This window comes from Nocardioides sp. GY 10113 (genome assembly GCF_004919105.1).
Lineage (GTDB): Bacteria > Actinomycetota > Actinomycetes > Propionibacteriales > Nocardioidaceae > Nocardioides.
Map to the genome: position 1 here is coordinate 116,009 of NZ_STGK01000010.1, position 20,835 is coordinate 136,843.

Genomic DNA, 20,835 nt, shown 5'->3' on the forward strand with positions numbered 1-20,835 from the left:
ACGTCGCCGTCGCCACCTCACCCCCGCCGGCGGCGGCTGAACGCGACGGCGGCGGCACCGGTGAGCACCAGCAGCGCACCGAGCGGCAGCAGCCACGGACCGAAGTCGGCGCCGGTGCCCGGCAGGACCACGCCCGGCGGGCGCTCCTGGTTCGTGCCCCCCACGCCCGGCGGCGGGGGCGTGATCGTGGTGGCGGTCTCGCAGTCAGCCTCGCTCTCGCAGGTGCCGCCGATCCCGCCGTCGGGGGCGACGACGTTGCCCAGGGTCCCGTCGCCGGTGACGGGATCGTCGACGGTGACCGAGTAGGTCACGGTCACGGTCTCGCCGACGTCCAGCGGCCCGCTCCAGCTGAGGGTCGGACGCTTGAAGGTGACGTCACCCGCGGTGGCCGACCCGTCGCGGTTGTACGTGGCGTCGTCGAGCACGTCGGAGAGGTCGTCGGTGAACGACGCGGGGTCGTCCTCGGTGTAGGGCGCGGTGCCCGTGTTCGTGACGGTCACCGTGTAGTTCACGACGTCGCCCGGGTCCGCCTCGGTCTTGTCGACCGTCTTCGACACCTCGAACATCCGGATCGGGGTGATCACCTGGCAGCCCTCGGGCCTGACCGGCGCCACGAGGGGCTGGACCCGGGCCCCACTGTCACCGCGCGGCGTCGGGACGAAGCAGTTCGACCCGGGCACGCCGGTGACCGCGTTGCGCAGCACCTCGTCGCCGCCCGGCGGGTCGTCGACCGTCACCGAGTAGGTGATCGTCGCGGTCTCCCCTGCCGCGAGCGGCGCGGACCACGTCAGCTCCGGCTCGGCGTACGTCACGCCGCCGACGGTCGCGGTCGCGTCGTTGTTGTAGGTGGCGTCGTCGAGCACGTCGGTGAGGTCGTCGGTGAACTCCGCGGGGACCAGCTCGGTGTAGTCGACGCCGCCGTCGTTGGTCACCGTCACCGTGTAGGTCACCACGTCGCCCGGGTAGACCGGCCCGTCGGGGTCGGCGGTCTTGACGATCTCGAGCGACCGAACGAACAGCTCCTCGGTGCAGTCGGGGTCGATCGAGCCGGGGTCGGTGCAGTTCGACTCGGGCGGCCCGACGACCGCGTTGTAGAGGTCGCCGTCTCCGCTCGGCGGGTCGTTGACCGTCACCGTGTAGGTGATCGTCGCCGTCTCGCCCGGCTCCAGCGGGCCCTCCCAGGAGAGCACCGGTGCGGCGTAGTCGACCGAGCCGATGTCCGCGCTCGCGTCTCCGTTGTACGCCGCGTCGTCCAGGACCTCGGTGAGGTCGTCGGTGAAGGTCGCCAGGTCGGGATCCTCGTAGGCGACCTGCCCGATGTTGGTCACCGTGATCGTGTAGGTGACCGTGTCGCCGGGCTGCGCCTGGCCGAGGACCGAGGAGGTCTTCTCCAGCTCGAGCGCCTTGACCGGCACCTCGGTGGTGCAGTCCTCCTCGGTGCCGTCGTCGCAGTTGGACTCCGGCGGCCCGACGACCGCGTTGTCGAGGAAGCCGTCGCCGGTCAACGGGTCGTTGACGGTCACCGAGTAGGTGATCGTGACGGTCCCGCCCACGGGAATGGTGCCGAACCAGGTGAGGCTCGGGTCCAGGTAGGCGACGAGCCCCGAGGACGCCTCCGCGTCGTCGTTGTAGGTGGCGTCGTCCAGCACCTCGCTGAGGTTGTCGACGACGGACGTGCCGGCGAGCGGCACCTGACCGGTGTTCTCCAGCGTGACGGTGTAGGTCACCGTCCCACCCGGCAGCACCTCGTCACTCGGGTCGGCGGTCTTGGTGATCTGCATCGCCCGGACCGGGACCTCGGTGGTGCAGCCGTCCTCGGTGCCGGTGTCGCAGTTCGACTCCGGCGGCCCGACGACCGCGTTGTCCAGGAAGCCGTCACCGCTCAGCGGCTCGTTCACCGTGACCGAGTAGGTGATCGTCGCGCTCTCGCCCGGCGCGAGCTCCCCCTGCCACGACAGGGTCGGGTCGCTGAACGAGACGTCCCCGATGTCCGCGCTCGCGTCCCCGTTGTACGTGGCGTCGTCCAGCACCGCCGTCAGGTCGTCGTCGAACGTGGCGAGATCCGGGTCGACGTACGCCGCCTGACCGGTGTTGGTCACCGTCACCGTGTAGGTCACCGTCCCGCCGGGCAGCACCTCGTCGCTCGGGTCGACGGTCTTGAGGATCTCCAGCTGCTTGACCGGCACCTCGGTGGTGCAGCCGTCCTCGGTGCCGTCGTCACAGTTCGACTCCGGCGGCCCGACGACGGCGTTGTCCAGCAGGCCGTCACCGCTGATCGGGTCGCTGACGGTCACCGAGTAGGTGATCGTCGCCGTCTCGCCCGGCGCCAGCTCGCCCTGCCACGACAGGGTCGGGTCGCTGAACGAGACGTCCCCGATGTCGGCCGACGCGTCGCCGTTGTAGGTCGCGTCGTCCAGCACCGCGGTCAGGTCGTCCGTGAACGTCGCGAGGTCCGGGTCGACGTACGCCGCCTGACCGGTGTTGGTCACCGTCACCGTGTAGGTCACCGTCCCGCCGGGCAGCACCTCGTCGGCCGGGGCGACGGTCTTGAGGATCTCCAGCTGCTTGACCGGCACCTCGGTGGTGCAGCCGTCCTCGGTGCCGTCGTCACAGTTCGACTCCGGCGGCCCGACGACCGCGTTGTCCAGCAGGCCGTCACCGCTGATCGGGTCGTTCACCGTCACCGAGTAGGTGATCGTCGCCGTCTCGCCCGGCGCCAGCTCGCCCTGCCACGACAGCGTCGGGCTGCTGAACGACACGTCCCCGATGTCCGCGCTCGCGTCCCCGTTGTAGGTCGCGTCGTCCAGCACCGCCGTCAGGTCGTCGTCGAACGTCGCGAGGTCCGGGTCGACGTACGCCGCCTGACCGGTGTTGGTCACCGTCACCGTGTAGGTCACCGTCCCGCCGGGCAGCACCTCGTCGGCCGGGGCGACGGTCTTGAGGATCTCCAGCTGCTTGACCGGCACGGTCGTCGTGCACGACGGATCCGTCGTTCCGTCCTCGCAGTTGGACCCGTCGGGGCCGGTGACCGCGTTCACCAGCAGACCGTCCCCGCTGATCGGGTCGTTGACCGTCACCGAGTAGGTGATGGTCGCCGTCTCCCCGGGATCCAGCGTGCCCGCCCAGGCCAGCGTCGGGCTCACGAAGGCGACCGAGCCGATGTCGGCAGACGCGTCGTCGTTGTACGTCGCGTCGTCGAGGACGTCGGTCAGGTCGTCGGTGAACGACGCGACCGGGTAGGTCGCCTGACCGGTGTTGGTCACCGTCACCGTGTAGGTCACCGTGTCGCCGGGCAGTACCTCGCCCGACGGGGCCGCGGTCTTCGCGATCTCCAGCGCGGCGATCGGGACCACGACCTCGCACTCGGGACCGGCGTCGGTCTCGTCGCAGTTCGACTCCGGCGGTCCGACCACCGCGTTGGTCATCGTCCCGTCCCCGCTGAGGGGGTTGTTCACCGTGACCGAGTAGGTGATCGTCGCCGTCTCCCCCGGCGCGAGCTCCCCCTGCCACGACAGCGTCGGGTCGCTGAACGAGACATCGCCGATGTCCGCGCTCGCGTCCCCGTTGTACGTCGCGTCGTCCAGCACCGCCGACAGGTCGTCGTCGAACGTCGCGAGGTCCGGGGCGACGTACGGCGCCTGGCCGGTGTTCGTGATGGTGATCGTGTAGGTCACCGTCTGACCGGGCACCGCGGTGTCGGAGTCGGAGGTCTTCTCGATCTCGACCTGCTTGACCGGGACCTCGGTGGTGCAGCCGTCCTCGGTGCCGTCGTCGCAGTTCGACTCCGGCGGACCGACGACGGCGTTGTCCAGCAGACCGTCACCGCTGATCGGGTCGCTGACCGTCACCGAGTAGGTGATCGTCGCCGTCTCACCGGCGGCGAGCTCGCCCTGCCACGACAGCGTCGGGCTGGCGAACGAGACGTCGCCGATGTCCGCGCTGGCGTCGCCGTTGTAGGTCGCGTCGTCCAGCACCGCGCTCAGGTCGTCGGTGAACGTCGCGAGGTCCGGGTCGACGTAGTCCACCGAGCCGGTGTTGGTCACGGTCACCGTGTAGGTCACCGTGCCGCCGGGCAGCACCTCCCCGCTCGGGGCGGCCGTCTTGAGGATCTCCAGCGCCCGCACCGGCACCTCGGTGGTGCAGTCGGGCTCGGTGCCGTCGTCACAGTTCGACTCGGGCGGACCCACCACAGCGTTGGTCAGCAGGCCGTCACCGGAGACGGGGTCGTTGACCGTCACCGAGTAGGTGATCGTCGCCGTCTCACCGGCCGCCAGCTCGCCCTGCCACGACAGCGTCGGGTCGCTGAACGAGACATCGCCGATGTCCGCGCTGGCGTCGCCGTTGTAGGTCGCGTCGTCCAGCACCGCCGTCAGGTCGTCGGTGAACGTCGCGAGATCGGGGTCGACGTAGTCCACCGCGCCGCTGTTGGTGACCGTGACCGTGTAGGTCACCGTGTCGCCCGGCTGCACCTCGCCGTCGGGGGCGACCGACTTGACGATCTCCAGCGCCCGCACCGGCACCTCGGTGGTGCATCCGTCCTCGGTACCGGTGTCGCAGTTGGACTCCGGCGGCCCGACCACGGCGTTGTCGAGCAGCCCGTCCCCGGACGCGGGATCGTTGACCGTCACCGAGTAGGTGATCGTCGCCGTCTCGCCCGGCGCCAGCTCGCCCTCCCACGACAGCGTCGGGTCACTGAACGAGACGTCCCCGATGTCCGCGCTCGCGTCGCCGTTGTACGTCGCGTCGTCCAGCACCGCCGAGAGGTCGTCGGTGAACGTCGCGAGGTCCGGGTCGACGTACGCCGCCTCGCCGGTGTTGGTCACCGTCACCGTGTAGGTCACCGTGTCGCCCGGCTGCACCTCGTCGGCCGGGTCGACGGTCTTGAGGATCTCCAGCTCCTTGACCGGCACCTCGGTCGTGCAGCCCGGTTCGGTGCCGTCGTCACAGTTGGACTCGGGGGGACCGACGACCGCGTTGGTCAGCAGGCCGTCCCCGCTGATCGGGTCGTTCACGGTCACCGAGTAGGTGATCGTCGCCGTCTCACCCGGCGCCAGCTCGCCCTGCCACGACAGCGTCGGGTCACTGAACGAGACGTCCCCGATGTCGGCCGACGCGTCGCCGTTGTACGTCGCGTCGTCCAGCACCGCGGTCAGGTCGTCGTCGAACGTCGCGAGGTCGGGGTCGACGTACGGCACCTGGCCGGTGTTGGTCACCGTGACCGTGTAGGTCACGGTGTCACCGGGCAGCACCTCGTCGCCGGGGGCCGCCTGCTTGGTGATCTCGAGCGCCCGGATCGGGTTCGGCTCGACGCAGTCGGGGTCGGTCGTGGTGGCGTCGTCGCAGTTCGACTCCGGCGGACCGACGACGACGTTGAACAGGTCGCCGTCACCGCTGAGCGGATCGTTGACCGTCACCGAGTAGGTGATCGTCGCCGTCTCGCCCGGCGCCAGCTCCCCCGCCCACGACAGCGTCGGGTCACTGAACGAGACATCCCCGATGTCCGCGCTCGCGTCCCCGTTGTACGTCGCGTCGTCCAGCACCTCGGTCAGGTCGTCGTCGAACGTGGCGAGGTCCGGGTCGACGTACGGAACCTCGCCGGTGTTGGTCACCGTGATCGTGTAGGTGATCGTCTCCCCCGGCTCGGCGACCCCGTCGCCGTCGGCGGACTTGACGATCTCGAGCTTCCGGACCGGCACCTCGGTGGTGCAGTCCTCCTCGGTGCCGTCGTCGCAGTTGGACTCCGGCGGGCCGACGACCGCGTTGGTCAGCAGGCCGTCGCCGGTCGGCGGGTCGTTCACGGTCACCGAGTAGGTGATCGTCGCGGTCTCGCCGGCGGCGAGCTCGCCCTGCCACGACAGCGTCGGGCTGCTGAACGAGACGTCGCCGATGTCGGCCGACGCGTCGCCGTTGTAGGTCGCGTCGTCCAGCACCGCCGTCAGGTCGTCGTCGAACGTCGCGAGGTCCGGGTCGACGTAGTCCACCTGACCGGCGTTGGTCACCGTCACCGTGTAGGTCACCGTGTCGCCGGGCAGCACCTCGTCGCTCGGGGCGGCGGTCTTGACGATCTCCAGCGCCCGCACCGGCACCTCGGTGGTGCAGTCGGGCTCGGTGCCGTCGTCACAGTTCGACTCGAGCGGTCCCACGACCGCGTTCGTGAGGATGCCGTCACCGCTGGGCGGGTCGTTGACCGTCACCGAGTAGGTGATCGTCGCGGTCTCGCCGGCCGCCAGCTCGCCCTCCCACGACAGCGTCGGGCTGGCGAACGACACGTCGCCGACGTCCGCGCTGGCGTCGCCGTTGTAGGTCGCGTCGTCCAGCACCGCGGTCAGGTCGTCGGCGAACGTCGCGAGGTCCGGGTCGACGTAGTCCACCTGACCGGTGTTGGTCACCGTGACCGTGTAGGTCACCGTCCCACCGGGCAGCACCTCGTCGGACGGGTCGGACGTCTTGACGATCTCCAGCGCCTTGACCGGGACCTCGGTGGTGCAGGACTCGTCGGTCGATCCGTCCTCGCAGTTCGAGCCGTCGGGGCCGGTCACGGCGTTGATCAGCAGTCCGTCCCCGCTGAGCGGGTTGTTGACGGTCACCGAGTAGGTGATCGTCGCGGTCTCGCCGGGCGCGAGGTCGCCCTCCCACGACAGGGTGGGGCTGCTGAACGAGACGTCACCGATGTCGGCGGACGCGTCGTTGTTGTACGTCGCGTCGTCCAGCACGTCGGTCAGGTCGTCGCTGAGCGTCGCGCCGTTGTAGACCCCCTGCCCGGTGTTGGTGACGGTCACCGTGTAGGTGACGATCCCCCCGGGGAGCACCTCGCCGGACGGGTCGGCGGTCTTCTCGATCTCCAGCGCGGCGATCGGCACCACGACCTCGCACTCGTCGCCGGGGTCGGTCTCGTCGCAGTTCGACTCCGGCGGCCCGACCACCGCGTTGGTCATGGTCCCGTCCCCGCTGAGCGGGTCGTTGACCGTCACCGAGTAGGTGATCGTCGCCGTCTCACCCGGCGCCAGCTCGCCCTCCCACGACAGCGTCGGGCTGCTGAACGAGACGTCACCGATGTCCGCGCTCGCGTCACCGTTGTACGTCGCGTCGTCCAGCACCGCGGTCAGGTCGTCGTCGAACGTCGCGAGGTCGGGGGCGACGTACGGCACCTGGCCGTTGTTGGTGACGGTGATCGTGTACGAGACGGTGTCACCGGGAACGACGGTTCCGGTGGCGTCGGAGGTCTTCTCGATCTCGAGCGACGCGACCGGCACCTCGGTGGTGCAGCCCGGTTCGGTGCCGTCGTCGCAGTTGGACTCCGGCGGGCCGGTGACCGCGTTGTCCAGCAGCCCGTCCCCCGACAGCGGGTCGTTGACCGTCACCGAGTAGGTGATCGTCGCCGTCTCACCCGGCGCCAGCTCGCCCTCCCACGACAGGGTCGGGCTGCTGAACGAGACATCACCGATGTCCGCGCTCGCGTCCCCGTTGTACGTCGCGTCGTCCAGCACCGCGGTCAGGTCGTCGTCGAACGTCGCGAGGTCCGGGGCGACGTACGGCACCTGGCCGTCGTTGGTGACCGTGACGGTGTAGGTCACGGTGTCGCCCGGCTGCACCTGGTCGGTGGGGTCGGCGGACTTGGTGATCTCCAGCGACCGGATCGGGTTCGGCTCGATGCAGTCGGGGTCCTCGGTCTCGCCCGGGTCGGTGCAGTTCGACTCCGGCGGGCCGACGACGACGTTGAACAGCTCGCCGTCCCCGGAGATCGGATCGTTCACGGTCACCGTGTAGGTGATCGTCGCCGTCTCACCGGGGGCGAGCTCGCCCGACCAGGTGATGTTCGGGTCGCTGAAGACGGCGTCGCCGATGTCGGCGCTGACGTCACCGAACGTGGCGTCGTCGAGGATGTCGCTCAGGTCGTCGGTGAACGTGGCGAGGTCGGGGTCGACGTACGGCACCTGCCCGGAGTTCGTGACCGTGATCGTGTAGGTCACCGTGTCGCCGGGCGCCACGTCCTCGGCGCCGTCGGAGGACTTCACGATCTCCAGGGCGCGGATCGGCACCTCGGTGGTGCAGTCCTCCTCGGTGCCGGTGTCGCAGTTCGACTCCGGCGGGCCGACGACGGAGTTCACCAGCAGGCCGTCGCCGGAGACCGCGTCGTTGACCGTGACCGAGTAGGTGATCGTGACCGAGTCGCCGGCCGCGAGCGGGCCCGACCAGGTCAGGTTCGGGGTGCTGAAGCTGACGTCGCCGACGCCGCCGGAGTCCGCGTCGTTGTTGTACGTCGCGTCATCGAGCACGTCGGAGAGGTCGTCGGTGACGATCGCCGGGTTGCCGGCCGTGTAGTCCGCCTGACCGGTGTTCGTGACCGTGACCGTGTAGGTGACCGTGTCGCCGGGGGACGCCTCGTCCGAGGGATCGACGGTCTTGACGATGTCGAGCTGCTTCACGGGCAGGACGACCGTGCACGCGGGGTCGGTGGAGTCGTCCGCGCAGTTGGACTCCGGTGGCCCGACGACCGTGTTGCTGAGGATCCCGTCGCCGCTGATCGGGTCGTTGACGGTCACCGAGTAGGTGATCGTGGCGGTCTCCCCGACGGGGAGCTCACCGCTCCACGACAGCACCGGGTTGGCGAAGTCGACGGTGCCCGTGTCGGCGGCCTCGTCGTTGTTGTACGACGCGTCGTCGAGCACGTCGGAGAGGTTGTCGGTGAACTCCGCGAGGTTGTCGGCGGTGTAGTCGACCTCGCCGGTGTTCTCGACGGTGATCGTGTAGTCGACGGTCTGCCCCGGCAGCACCTCGTCCGAGGGGACCGCGGACTTCGTGATCGTCAGCCCGGGGTCGGGCAGGTCCACGAACAGGGGGTAGTCCTCGACCTCGCCGCGGTCGGTGATGCCGTTCGGGGTCTCGGCGCCCGCGGCCGTGTCGGCGATCCGCAACCGGAGGAAGGTCGAGTCGTCCAGCGACTGCACCGCGTCGTCGGGCACGGTCCAGCTGAGGTTGACCGAGGAGCCGGTGCACTCCACCGGCCCCTGCCGCTCGCCGTCGTCGAACGTGCCGTTGGCGTTCCAGTCGACCCAGCCCGAGACGAAGCCCGGGCCGGTACAGGCGACGTCGAGCGAGTAGGTCTCGCCGTAGTCGGTGACGACCGTCCCCGGCGGCGCGATGCCGTCCTCGTCGGTGACGGCGTTGCCGGTGGTGTCGTCCAGCGAGGCATCGGCGCTGGCCAGATACGCGGCGTCGGAGTCGACCGTCGCGCCGAGGCGGGGCACGTAGTCACCGGGGACGCCCATCACGAAGGAGTCGGAGGAGACGTCGAGCCGGTTCGCGCCGGCGGGCACCACCCCGCCGGTCCAGTTCGACTGCAGCAGGGCGCCCGCGGGGCCGTAGCGCAGCGGCGCGTCGCCGAAGTCGGACTCGAAGACCACGCCGATCGCGACGGCGCTGAAGCCGCCGCCCCTCATCTGGATGTGAGCGCCGGTCGCGCCCTCCATGAACCCGACCGCGATCGGTCCGAAGCCGCCGTCGACCCCCGGGTACTCCGAGCACTGGGTGTCGTTGGACTCCAGTCGCAGGGTCGACCCGTTGTTGGTCGCGACCGTGGCGGTCGGGCAGTTGCGGGTGCGGTCGATGACGCGGAAGGTGGCCGGCCCGTTCGGCGTGGCCTCGATGTACTCGTCCTGCCGCTCGTTGTTGCTCTCCGCGTCGGCGACCACCAGGCCGGCGACGTCGACCTCGTCCCCCTGGAGGGTCACCGAGCAGTCGAAGTCGAAGTCGACGGTGCCGCCGTTGTCGACGTTGGCGATGCCGTTGACCAGCTGGTTGGCGTCGTCGATGCCGCCGATGTTGTACAGGTTGTCCAGGGCGTCGCCCCGGTAGTCGCCGGGGCGGTAGGCCCGGATCGGACCGATGGCGTTGGAGAGCGTGCAGGTGGTCTCGAGGACGTTCAGGCCGATGGTGCGCCGGTTGGTGACCGTCGTGCCGCTGGCGATGGTCTCGCCGTCGTCGCCCCACTCGAACCAGTCGATGTAGCCGGGGTAGAGGCCGTCCCCGCCGTCGGCGTACCGGGCCTCGGCCTCGGGGGCGGTCGCGACGAGTGCTCCCGAGATCGCCACGAAAGCGCCCGCGACCAGCGCGAACGCGAGAAGGCCGCGAAGCAGCGTCCGCCCCCACGATCGCAGTCGGCGCGACCCGCGTGGGCGGTGAATTGCGGACGAGTTTCCCCCGAGGAACACTCCCATGCCCGACAACGTATGTGATCCACGCCACGTGCGCGAGAGTCAAAAGTGATCGATGAGCGCCGAGTGGCGCGTGTGATCTGTGCGATCAATCAACATTCGCGCTGGTGATCCGACCGACCGGAACCACCGCGTCGCGCCGGAAGGATCGCACCATTCGGGAGGTCGTTCGACGATCCGGCCGGCGGACTCATTACCATCAGTCGGATGTCACAGCCGCTGCCCGCCGACCCGATCGCCCAGGCGCGGCAGAACTGGCGCGACCACGGCTGGGACGGCGCGGCCGACGGGATGGCCGTGGTCACCTCGGTCTTCCGGGTCAACCAGATCCTGCTGGCCCGGATCGACGCCGCGCTCAAGCCCTTCGGCCTCTCCTTCGCCCGGTTCGAGATGCTGCGCCTGCTCGGCTTCACACACAGCGGGCGGATGCCGATGAGCCGCGCCCGCGACCTGCTCCAGGTGCACCCGACCAGCGTCACCAACACCGTCGACCGGCTCGAGGCCGACGGGCTGGTACGGCGTACGCCGAACCCGCGGGACGGGCGGTCGTTCCTGGTCGAGATCACCGACGCCGGCCGGTCGCTCGTCGCGTCGGCCACGGACGCCCTCAACGAGCAGGTCTTCGAGGCGGTCGACTTCGGCGCCGACGAGCTGCAGACGCTGTCGCGGCTGCTGGCCGGGTTCCGGCAGCGGCACGGTGACTTCCGCGAGCCGCAGGCGCCGCCCGAGCCCTTCTGAGCCGAGTCGGCGCCGACTGCCCGGGCCAGTCGGGCACGACGCGTGACCTGGCGCCCGGTCCGCTCGTTCGGTTCTCTGCCCCGGCGTCGGGGCCCTGACGATGGAGTCACGCATGCCGCACCGCGCCCGCCGTACTGCCCTCTCGCTGCTCCTCGCGCTCGGCGCCGGTGCACTCGCCGCCGCACCGACGCACGCCGGAACCCCGCACCAGCCGGTGGCCCTGTCCACCACGGCGAGCGACCCGGTCGGCGACGTGCGTCCGGACACGAGCAGCGGCAACGCCCCCGAGCGGGTGCTCCGGTCGGTCGACCTCAGCCGCATCCGCTACGCGCTGCGCCTCGACGACGACGGACGGCCGAAGCTGTTGAGGATCACCTACCGGATCGACCGGGTGCTGCACGGCGCGCGGTACGACCAGGCGCTCGGCACCATGATCGGCCCGCCGCGCTCGCGGCTGACGGTGCTGTCCCTGCCGTCACACCACCGCAAGGTCTACGTGGTGTCCGCGAGCGAGGAGATCGGCGACCCGACCGACCACCGCTGCCGGGCCGCCACACAGCGGATCGACCGCGACCGGGACATCGTCAAGCAGGTCGTCCCCGCGCGCTGCCTGGGCGGCTTCGACGGCACCGAGACCTTCCGCAGCTGGGCGCTGCTGGAGCGGCCCGGCGGCGCCGACCTGGCGTGGGACCGCACCGCCCCGATGCGCCTGCCGCAGGGCGGCTGACGCGCCGATCCGAGCCGTTCTGACGCGCCGCCGCTGGTTGAGGTGCGACGAGCTCTGGCGAGGAGCCTCGAAACCAAGGCGCTACCGCGGCCCGCGGCGTGGTGGTTCCGAGGCTCGCTTCGCTCGCACCTCAACCACCGCGACTCAGCGGTGCGACCAGTCCGGCTTCCGCTTCTCGGAGAACGCGCTCATCCCCTCGCTCCGGTCGTCGAACGCGAACGTCGCGTAGAACGTGCGGCGCTCGAACCGGACGCCCTCGGCCAGCGTCGACTCCATGGCGACCGTGACGGCCTCCTTGGCGGCGTACACGGCGGGGAGGGAGAGGCCGGCGACCTTGTCGGCGACCTCGCGGGCCACCGTCATCAGCTCACCCGACGGCACGATCCGGGCGACCAGACCGGCGCGCTCGGCCTCCTCGGCGTCCATCTGGCGGCCGGTGAGCAGCAGGTCCATCGCCTTGGCCTTGCCGACGGCCCGGGTCAGGCGCTGGGAGCCGCCGATGCCGGGGATGGTGCCCAGGGTGATCTCGGGCTGGCCGAACTTCGCGGTGTCGGCCGCGAGCAGGATGTCGCACATCATCGCCAGCTCGCAGCCGCCGCCGAGCGCGTAGCCGGAGACCGCGGCGACGACCGGCGTCCGCACGGCGGCGAAGCGGTCCCACAGGCCGAACCAGTCGGCCAGGTACATGTCCTGGTAGGACTGCGCGCCCATCTCCTTGATGTCCGCGCCGGCGGCGAAGGCACGCTCGGAGCCGGTCAGCAGGATCGCGCCGATCCCCGTGTCGCGGTCGAACTCCTCGGCGGCCGCGACCACCTCGCGCATCAGCGCCGCGTTGAGCGCGTTGAGCGCCTTGGGACGGTTGAGTGTGATCAGGCCGACCCGGCCGTCCCGCTCGACGATGATGTTCTCGTAGTCGCTCACGCGCTCTCCCCACGGATCTGCTGGATGATGGCCGAGAAGTCGAGGCCGGAGCCGCCGGCCTCGCCGAAGGCACGGTACAGATCCGCGACCAGGGTGCCGACGGGGGCGTCCGTGCCGGTCTTCTCCACCGCCGCCATCGCCAGCCCGAGGTCCTTGTTCATCAGCGCCGTGGCGAACCCCGGCTGGTAGTCCCGGTTGGCGGGGCTGGTCGGCACCGGCCCCGGCACCGGGCAGTTGGTGTTCAGCGCCCAGCAGCTGCCCGACGAGGTGGAGACGACGTCGTAGAACGCCTGGTGGCTCAGCCCGAGCCGCTCGCCGACGACCAGCGCCTCGCTGACCCCGGCCATCGAGACCGCGAGGATGAGGTTGTTGCACAGCTTGGCGACCTGGCCGGCGGTCACCTCACCGCAGTGCACGACCCGGCCGGCCATCGGCTCCAGCACCGGCCGCACGGCCTCCAGGTCCGCCTCGGACGCGCCGACCATGAAGGTCAGCGTGCCCGCCTCGGCGCCGACGACGCCGCCGGAGACGGGCGCGTCGACGAACCGGTGGCCCGCCTTCGTCGCCCGCAGCGCGGCCTCGTGGGCGTCGTCGACGGCGATCGTGGAGGAGTCGACGAAGAGCGTGCCCGGGGCCGCCGCCGGCAGCGCCTCGTCGTACGCCGCCAGGACGATCGCGCCGTTGGGCAGGGAGGAGACGACGGCGTCGACGTCGGTGGCCGCGGCGGCCGCGGAGTCGACCACGTCGATCCCGGCGGCGCGGGCGGTCTCCTGGGAGGCGGGCACCGGGTCGTAGCCGCGGACGGTGTGGCCGGCCTTGACCAGGTTGGCCGCCATCGGGCCGCCCATGTGGCCGAGCCCGAGGAATCCGATCTTCATCAGTGCTGCTCCTTGCCGGGGGTGGTGGTCGTCGTCGACGTGGGTGGGGGCGTGCCGGGGAGGCCGAGCTCGGCGGGCTCGTCGGCGCCGAGCGGTGCGAAGAAGGCGTCCACCTCCGCGGTGGTCACCTCGGCGATCGAGGCCGGGCTCCACCGCGGGTCGCGGTCCTTGTCGACCACCTGCGCCCGGATCCCCTCGACGAAGTCATGGTGGCCGTGGCAGCGCAGCGCGAGGCGGTACTCCACCTCGAGGGCGTCGGCCAGGTCGGCGTACGACGTGGCCTCGCGGAGCGCGCGCAGCGTGATCGCCAGCGAGGTCGGCGACTTGCCGGCGATCCGGTCGGCGGCCTTCTGCGCCTCGGGCTCGGGCCGGGCCCGGAGCCGGTCGAGGATCGCGGCCACGTCGTCGCCGGCGTACGCCTCGTCGATCCACGACCGCGCGGCGAGCAGGTCCGACGACGGCGGCTCGCCCTCGGCGAGGGCGCCGATCGCGTGCTCGACGTCCTTGGTGGCGAGCAGGTCGAGCAGCGCCGGGATCTGCGCGCTCTCCATGTAGTGGTCGGCCATCCCGATCGCGATCGCGTCGCCGGCCCGCACCGAGCCGGCGGTGAGCGCCAGATGGGTGCCCGTCTCGCCGGGCGCGCGGGAGAGCAGCCAGGTGCCGCCCACGTCGGGGAGGAAGCCGATGCCGGTCTCGGGCATCCCGATCGAGGAGCGCTCGGTGACGATCCGGAACGCACCGTGGGCCGAGAGCCCGATGCCACCGCCGAGCACGATCCCGTCCATCACCGCGACGTACGGCTTCGGGTAGTGCTTGATGGCGTCGTTGAGCCGGTACTCCGCCGCCCAGAACTCGGCGGCGTCGGTGCCGCCGGCCTTGGCGTCGTGCCACAGGGCGACGATGTCGCCGCCGGCGCACAGGCCGCGCTCGCCGGCGCCGGTGAGCACCACGACCTTCACCTCGTCGTCGGTCACCCACTCCTCGAGCGCGGCGGAGATGATGTCGACCATCTCCAGGGTGAGGGCGTTGATCGCCTTCGGCCGGTTGAGCTCCAGGTAGCCGGCGTGGCCGGCTCGTCGTACCAGGACGGGCGGCTGCGTCGTCTCGGCTCCGCCCCCGTTCACGGCCTCGGCCGTCATGCCACCTCCCGTACCAGTGCGCGACCCACCACGAGCCGCATGATCTCGTTCGTGCCCTCGAGGATCTGGTGGACGCGCAGGTCGCGGACCACCTTCTCCATGCCGTACTCCCGAAGGTAGCCGTAGCCGCCGTGCAGCTGCAGCGCGTCGTTGGCGACCTCGAAACAGGAGTCGGTGACGAACCGCTTGGCCATCGCGCAGAGCTTGGTCGCGTCGGGGGTGTCGGCATCCAGCGCCGCGGCTGCGTTGTGCAGCAGGTAGCGGGCGGCGTGCAGGTTGGTCTCCATGTCGGCCAGCCGGAACTGCAGGGTCGACTGCTCGATCAGCGGTGAGCCGAACGCGGTGCGGGTGCGCAGGTGCGCGAGCACCGTGGTCAGCGCGAACTGCGCGCCGCCCAGCGAGCAGGCGGCGATGTTGATCCGGCCGCCGTCCAGGCCGCCCATCGCGATCGCGAAGCCGCGACCCTCCTCGCCGAGGCGCTGGTCGTCGGGGACGTGGACGCCCTCGAGGATCACCTGCCGGGTCGGCTGGGCGTTCCAGCCCATCTTGTCCTCGTTGGCGCCGAACGAGAGGCCCTCGGCGTCGCGCGGGACGATGAACGAGCTGACGCCGCGGGCGCCGTCGTCCGACGTACGGGCCATCACCAGGTAGACGTCGGTGCTGCCGGCCCCGGAGATGAACTGCTTGACGCCGTCGAGGACGTAGCCGCCCTCGACCTTGCGCGCGCTGGTGCGGATCGCCGCCGCGTCCGAGCCCGCGTCGGGCTCGGTCAGGCAGTAGCTGGCCAGGTGCTCCATGGAGGCCAGGGCGGGGACCCATCGCTCCCGCTGCTCCGGGCTGCCGTAGCGGTCGATCATCGAGGTGACCATGTTGTGGATGGAGATGTAGGCCGCGATCGACGGGTCGCCCTTGGCCAGCTCCTCGAAGATCCGTACGCCGTCGAGGCGGGTCAGCCCCGAGCCGCCCACGTCCTCGGCGACCCAGATGCCGCCCAGGCCGAGCTCGCCGGCCCGGCGCAGCACGTCCACCGGGAAGTGCTTCTCCCGGTCCCAGGCGATCGCGTTCGGGGCGAGCTCGCTCTCGGCGAACTTGCGCACCGCGTGCACGACCGCGCGGGTCTCCTCACTCTCCTGCGTGAGCGTCACGGCTCCGTCAGCCCCGCTCAGTCCATCGTCGGGATGACGAAGCTGGAGCCCGCGGACTCGCCCGCCTCGCCGGCCGGCCAGGTCTGGGTGACCGTCTTGGTCTTGGTGTAGAAGCGGAACGAGTCCGGTCCGTGCTGGTTGAGGTCGCCGAACCCGGAGCGCTTCCAGCCGCCGAAGGTGTGGTACGCGATCGGCACCGGGATCGGCACGTTGACGCCGACCATGCCGACGTTGACCCGGGCGGCGAAGTCGCGGGCGGTGGCGCCGCTGCGGGTGAAGATGGCGACGCCGTTGCCGTACTCGTGCTCGTTCGCGAGCCGCAGCGCCTCCTCGTAGTCGTCGACCCGGGCGATCGACAGCACCGGCCCGAAGATCTCCTCCTGGTAGATCCGCATGTCCGTGGTGACGTTGTCGAAGAGGGTGGGGCCGACGAACCAGCCCTCCTCGTAGCCGTCCACGACCAGGTCGCGGCCGTCGACGACGAGGTCGGCGCCCTCCTGCTCGCCGATCCCGATGTAGGTGAGCACGCGCTCCTTGGCCTCCGCGGTGACCAGCGGCCCGTAGTCGGAGTCGGCGTCGTGGCAGTGACCGACGGTGAGCTTGTCGATCCGGGTGCGGAGCTTCTCGACCAGTGCGTCGGCGGTCTCCTGGCCGACCGGGACGGCGACGGAGATCGCCATGCAGCGCTCGCCGGCGGAGCCGAAGCCGGCGCCGACCAGGTCGTCGGCGGCCTTGTCGAGGTCGGCGTCGGGCATCACGATCATGTGGTTCTTGGCGCCGCCGAAGCACTGGGCGCGCTTCCCGTTCGCGGTCGCGGTGGAGTAGATGTACTCCGCGATCGGGGTGGAGCCGACGAAGCCGACGGCCTTGATCTCCTCGTGGTGCAGCAGCGCGTCGACGGCCTCCTTGTCGCCGTTCACGACGTTGAGCACACCGGCCGGCAGGCCGGCCTCGATGAAGAGCTCGGCCAGGCGCATCGGCACGGAGGGGTCGCGCTCGGAGGGCTTGAGGATCATCGCGTTGCCGGCGGCGAGGGCCGGGCCGGCCTTCCACAGCGGGATCATCGCCGGGAAGTTGAACGGGGTGATGCCGGCGACGACGCCGAGCGGCTGGCGCATCGAGTAGACGTCGATCCCGGTGCCGGCGGCGGTGCTGTACTCACCCTTGAGCAGGTGCGGAGCACCGGTGGCGAACTCGATCACCTCGAGGCCGCGCTGGATGTCGCCCTTGGCGTCCGGGACGGTCTTGCCGTGCTCGGCACTGAGCAGCCGGGCCAGGTCCTCCATCTCGTCGTTGACCAGCGCGATGAACTTGGCCAGCACCCGCGCGCGGCGCTGCGGGTTGGTGGCGGCCCACTCGACCTGCGCGGCGGCGGCGACCTCGATCGCGTGCGCGACCTCCTCGGCGCTGGCCAGGTCGACCTGCGCCTGCACGGTGCCCGTGTTCGGGTCGAACACGTCGGCCGTGCGGCCCGAGGTGCCGGCGACGCGCTCGCCGCCGATGAAGTGACCGATCCGGTTGACCATGGTGAGTGACCCTTCGTTTGACGCCCGAATAACTAGTTGGAAGTCCAACTAACTGCGCCCACTATAGGCACGGTGACCCAGACCACGGAAGGGCATCAGCCCGCCGATCGGGGTTCTCCTCGGAACCGCTCACCGGGAGGCCCCGGGCACGCTAGCCATCCGGCCGGTTCAATCGGCCGCATGAGCGACGAGGCGGGACTGTTCGAGCGGCTGGAGCGGCTGGAGCGGCTGGAGGCGCGACTTGCGCAGGTCGAGGACGAGCGGGCGATCGAGAAGCTCGTCGCGTCCTACGGTCCGCTGGTCGACGCCGGGCTGCCCGACGAGGTGGCCGAGCTGTGGACCACCGACGGCGTCTACGACGTCGACGAGCTCTACATGGGCTCGGCCGACGAGGTGCGCGCGATGGTCACCAGCGACGCGCACCAGGGCCTGATCGGCCGCGGCGCCGCCCACTTCCTCGGCCCCGCGCACGTCACCGTGACCGGGGACAGCGCCCGGGCGGTCTGCCACTCGCTGCTCGTCGTCCACCACCAGGAGCGCTACCTGGTGGTCCGCGCCGGGGTGAACCTCTTCCAGCTGGTCCGTACGCCGGAGGGCTGGCGCATCGAGCACCGGACCACCCGGGCGCTGGACGGGCGCGCGGAGTCGCGGGCGCTGCTGGGCCGTGGGGTCACCGGCGCGTAGGCGCACCCACCCGGGGTGGGTCGTGTGCCTGAGAACCCCCTATGGGTAGGTGTCAGGCACACGACCCACCCCGGCGGCGCCCCTCACCGCAGCTTGATCGATCCCCCGTCGGCCATCAGCGTCTGCCCGGTCATGTAGCGGCTGTCGTCGCTGGCCAGGAAGAGCACGATCGGAGCCACGTCGGCGCGCGGGTCGCCCCAGCGACCCATCGGCACCTTGGCGGCCGAGCGCGCGTAGTCGTCGGGGAACGCCGCGGCCCACCGCTGGACCCCCTCGGTGGCGGCGATCGGGCAGATCGTGTTGACCCGGATGCCGTCGCGCGCCCACTCGTTGGCGACGGTCCGGCTCAGGCCCCGGATCGCCTCCTTGGCCGCGGCATAGGAGGACTGGGTGGGCATCCCGTCGAGTCCGGCGCCCGAGGCGAAGGTGATCACCGAGCCGCCGGCCACCCTCAGGTGCGGGTGGGCCACCTGGAGGAAGTGCCAGGTCTGGTGCAGCCCCGACCGCAGCGAGACCTCCAGGTCGTCCACGGACTGCTCGAGGAACGGCTTCTGCACCGAGCCCTGCGCGCAAGTGACGAGCACCGACAGCGAGCCGAACCGCGCCACGGCCTCCGCGACGGCCGCCTCGGCGGTCGCCCGCTCGGCGACGTCGCCGCGTACGGCGGCCACCCGGTCGCCGTACGCCTCCAGCAGGCCCGCCGCCCCGTCGAGCTCCCGGTCGACGAGGACCACGCGGGCCCCCTCGTCGGCGAACGTCTCCACGATCGCGCGGCCGATCCCGGCGGCCCCGCCGGTCACCACCGCCACCCGGTCCTGCAGCCGTCCCATCCGAGCCCTCCGTCCCGCGGGTCGGCGGAGACCTTCCGCCGACCCGCGTCACGATGCCGCGAGGAGGCGACGGGGAGCGCGCGTCCTCCCGGTCAGCGGGGCATCTGGCCGTCGTCGACCTTCACCACGGTGCCGGTGACGAACTCCGAGGCCGGCGAGACCAGGTAGAGCAGCGTGCTGTCGAGCTGGGCCGGGTCGCCGAGCCGCTGGCGCGGCAGCGCCGGGGTGAAGTCGCCCATCCGCTCCAGCATCCCGTCCATCATCTCGGAGCGGAACGAGCCGGGCGCGATGGCGTTGACGTTGATCCGGTTCCGCGCCCACTCCACCGCGAGCGCCTCGGTCATCCGGTTCACCGCGCCCTTCGTGGTCACGTACAGCGCCGAACCGGGGCCGATGGTGGCGAAGCCGGCCATCGAGGAGATGTTGACGATCCGCCCCGGCTCGCGGGCCGCGATCAGCCGCTTGGCGACCTCGGTCGCCATCAGCCACGGACCACGCAGGTTGGTGGCGATCACCGTGTCGACGAACTCCACGCTCATCTTGTGCGCCAGCCGCGCGTCCGGCATTCCGGCGTTGTTGACCAGGATGGTGACCCGGCCGAGAGCCTCCTCGGCCGCGTCCACGGCGGCGGTGATCGCGTCGGCGTCGGTGACGTCGAGCGGTACGGCGACCGCGGTGCCGCCCGCGGCGGCGATCTCCGCGACCAAGGCGTCGAGCCGCTCGACCCGGCGGGCGCAGACGGCCACCTTCGCGCCGGCGGCGGCGAGGACCCGCGCGAACCGGTCGCCGAGACCCGAGGAGGCGCCGGTCACGAGAGCGACCTGGCCGGCCAGGTCGTGGTCGGCGTACGGAAGGGGGTACGGCGTCTCGTCGGTCATGCCCGGGGAGGCTAACAGCGGTCGGCCGATCGGTAGAACCTGTTCTCCTCCCCCGGCGCGACCTGCCAGGGTGGCGGGGTGATCGCGGAGCGGATGGATGTCGGGCTGACCCTGCCGGTGATGGAGCCCGACATCGGGCCCGAGACCCTGCGGACCTGGGCGGCCGCGATCGACTCCGGGCCCTTCTCCTCGCTGGCGTTCGGGGAGCGGATCGCCTTCGACAACCCCGACGCGCTGACGCTGCTCGGTGCGGTCGCGGCGTGGACGTCGCGGGTCCCGATCACCACGACCGTGATCGTCCCGCAGCTGCACGACCCGGTGGCGCTGGCGAAGGCCCTGGCCACCGCGGACCGGCTCTGCGCGGGCCGGCTCACCGTCGGGCTCGGCGTCGGCGGGCGGGAGGAGGACTACGCCGCCGTCGGCGCCGACTGGTCGACCCGGCGGATCGCCGACCTGGCCGAACGGGCCAGCACGATGCGGCGGGTCTGGTCCGGCGAGAACGTCACCGGCTCGACCCTGCCGGTCGGCCCACCGCCGTACCGACCCGGCGGGCCGCCGCTGCTGGTCGGCACCCACGGCCCGCGGACGCTGGCCGCTGCCGCGGAGTGGGCCGACGGGCTGGCCGGGATGAGCCTCGACCTCGACCTCGCCGCGACCGCGGAGCTCTTCGACGTCGCCCGGAAGGCCTGGGCCGAGGCGGGGCGACCGGCGCCGCGGTTGACCACCTCGTTCTGGTTCGCGCTCGCCGAGACCTCGCCGGACCCGCGGGCGCAGATCCACCGGCACCTGCGCCACTACATGAACTGGATCCCGGCCGCGTTCGTCGACGCGCTGGCCCCGACCGCGGGGTTCGCCGGGACGGTCGAGCAACTGCGCGCGACCCTCCAGGACTTCGCCGACCTGGGGGCGGACGAGGTGCAGCTGATCCCGACCAGCGACGACCCGCGACAGCTGGAGGTGCTGTCGGCGGCGCTCGCCGACGCTCCGCTGACTCCTCGCTGACTCCTCGCTGACTCCTCGCTGACTCCTCGCCGGCTCCCCGCTGCCTCGTCGCCGGGGCCCGGCTGACGCGTCGCTCCCGTTCGGGCGTGACCTATCGCACAACTCCTCGGGATGAACCCCGGCCGGGCCGTAGTTCTACGGTGAACGGCGACG

The 20,835-nt window shown here is 71.2% G+C and carries 12 protein-coding genes; 4 read left to right on the plus strand and 8 right to left on the minus strand.

From position 1 onward, the window contains the following. Positions 1-17: 17 nt before the first annotated feature. Complete coding sequence (locus E8D34_RS13310) at positions 18-10,091, minus strand: CshA/CshB family fibrillar adhesin-related protein (protein WP_136595126.1); 10,074 nt, start codon at positions 10,089-10,091, stop codon at positions 18-20. A 330-nt stretch (positions 10,092-10,421) separates the two neighbouring features. Here E8D34_RS13310 and E8D34_RS13315 point away from each other — a divergent pair, with 330 nt between their 5' ends. Both E8D34_RS13315 and E8D34_RS13320 read left to right on the plus strand, forming a co-directional pair. After that, positions 10,422-10,952, plus strand: a complete 531-nt coding sequence (locus E8D34_RS13315; RefSeq protein ID WP_136595127.1) for a MarR family transcriptional regulator — start codon at positions 10,422-10,424, stop codon at positions 10,950-10,952. Between the two features lie 112 nt (positions 10,953-11,064). Next, positions 11,065-11,679: a hypothetical protein gene (locus E8D34_RS13320; protein WP_136595128.1), complete on the plus strand. Its 615-nt coding sequence runs from the start codon at positions 11,065-11,067 to the stop codon at positions 11,677-11,679. 144 nt (positions 11,680-11,823) lie between these two features. Here E8D34_RS13320 and E8D34_RS13325 read toward each other — a convergent pair whose 3' ends face one another. From E8D34_RS13325 to E8D34_RS13345, 5 genes are read right to left on the minus strand one after another with little or no spacing between them, the layout of a single operon-like run. Continuing rightward, the gene (locus E8D34_RS13325; RefSeq protein ID WP_136595129.1) at positions 11,824-12,600 is read right to left on the minus strand and encodes an enoyl-CoA hydratase; all 777 of its coding nucleotides are present in this window, start codon (positions 12,598-12,600) and stop codon (positions 11,824-11,826) included. Then, positions 12,597-13,478, minus strand: a complete 882-nt coding sequence (gene mmsB / locus E8D34_RS13330; RefSeq protein WP_136595130.1) for a 3-hydroxyisobutyrate dehydrogenase — start codon at positions 13,476-13,478, stop codon at positions 12,597-12,599. The genes E8D34_RS13325 and mmsB overlap by 4 nt, the downstream gene beginning before the upstream one ends. Beyond that, a complete protein-coding gene (locus E8D34_RS13335; protein ID WP_136595131.1) occupies positions 13,478-14,617 on the minus strand; it encodes an enoyl-CoA hydratase/isomerase family protein in 1,140 nt (379 codons plus the stop codon). The genes mmsB and E8D34_RS13335 overlap by 1 nt, the downstream gene beginning before the upstream one ends. Beyond that, positions 14,614-15,762, minus strand: a complete 1,149-nt coding sequence (locus tag E8D34_RS13340) for an acyl-CoA dehydrogenase family protein (RefSeq protein ID WP_136595132.1) — start codon at positions 15,760-15,762, stop codon at positions 14,614-14,616. The genes E8D34_RS13335 and E8D34_RS13340 overlap by 4 nt, the downstream gene beginning before the upstream one ends. A 17-nt stretch (positions 15,763-15,779) precedes the next feature. Continuing rightward, complete coding sequence (locus E8D34_RS13345) at positions 15,780-17,288, minus strand: CoA-acylating methylmalonate-semialdehyde dehydrogenase (RefSeq protein WP_136595133.1); 1,509 nt, start codon at positions 17,286-17,288, stop codon at positions 15,780-15,782. Positions 17,289-17,468: 180 nt separating this feature from the next. Here E8D34_RS13345 and E8D34_RS13350 point away from each other — a divergent pair, with 180 nt between their 5' ends. Then, the gene (locus E8D34_RS13350; protein ID WP_136595134.1) at positions 17,469-17,972 is read left to right on the plus strand and encodes a nuclear transport factor 2 family protein; all 504 of its coding nucleotides are present in this window, start codon (positions 17,469-17,471) and stop codon (positions 17,970-17,972) included. 83 nt (positions 17,973-18,055) lie between these two features. On the opposite strand, the gene E8D34_RS13355 is transcribed toward E8D34_RS13350, so the two are convergent. Then, on the minus strand, positions 18,056-18,802 hold the full coding sequence (locus tag E8D34_RS13355; RefSeq protein WP_136595135.1) for an SDR family oxidoreductase: 747 nt from the start codon (positions 18,800-18,802) through the stop codon (positions 18,056-18,058). A gap of 92 nt (positions 18,803-18,894) precedes the next feature. Next, on the minus strand, positions 18,895-19,680 hold the full coding sequence (locus E8D34_RS13360; RefSeq protein ID WP_136595136.1) for an SDR family NAD(P)-dependent oxidoreductase: 786 nt from the start codon (positions 19,678-19,680) through the stop codon (positions 18,895-18,897). 78 nt (positions 19,681-19,758) lie between these two features. On the opposite strand from E8D34_RS13360, the gene E8D34_RS13365 reads away from it, so the two are divergent. Beyond that, entirely contained in the window at positions 19,759-20,682 is a 924-nt protein-coding gene (locus tag E8D34_RS13365) for an LLM class flavin-dependent oxidoreductase (RefSeq protein ID WP_206056712.1), read from the plus strand. Positions 20,683-20,835 lie beyond the last annotated feature (153 nt).

Coding starts and splice junctions, on each gene's coding strand:
- E8D34_RS13315 (WP_136595127.1), top strand. CDS start 10,422: ATGTCACAGCCGCTGCCCGCCGACCCGATCGCCCAGGCGCGGCAGAAC.
- E8D34_RS13320 (WP_136595128.1), top strand. CDS start 11,065: ATGCCGCACCGCGCCCGCCGTACTGCCCTCTCGCTGCTCCTCGCGCTC.
- mmsB (WP_136595130.1), bottom strand. CDS start 13,478: ATGAAGATCGGATTCCTCGGGCTCGGCCACATGGGCGGCCCGATGGCG.
- E8D34_RS13335 (WP_136595131.1), bottom strand. CDS start 14,617: ATGACGGCCGAGGCCGTGAACGGGGGCGGAGCCGAGACGACGCAGCCG.
- E8D34_RS13345 (WP_136595133.1), bottom strand. CDS start 17,288: ATGGTCAACCGGATCGGTCACTTCATCGGCGGCGAGCGCGTCGCCGGC.
- E8D34_RS13350 (WP_136595134.1), top strand. CDS start 17,469: ATGAGCGACGAGGCGGGACTGTTCGAGCGGCTGGAGCGGCTGGAGCGG.
- E8D34_RS13355 (WP_136595135.1), bottom strand. CDS start 18,802: ATGGGACGGCTGCAGGACCGGGTGGCGGTGGTGACCGGCGGGGCCGCC.
- E8D34_RS13360 (WP_136595136.1), bottom strand. CDS start 19,680: ATGACCGACGAGACGCCGTACCCCCTTCCGTACGCCGACCACGACCTG.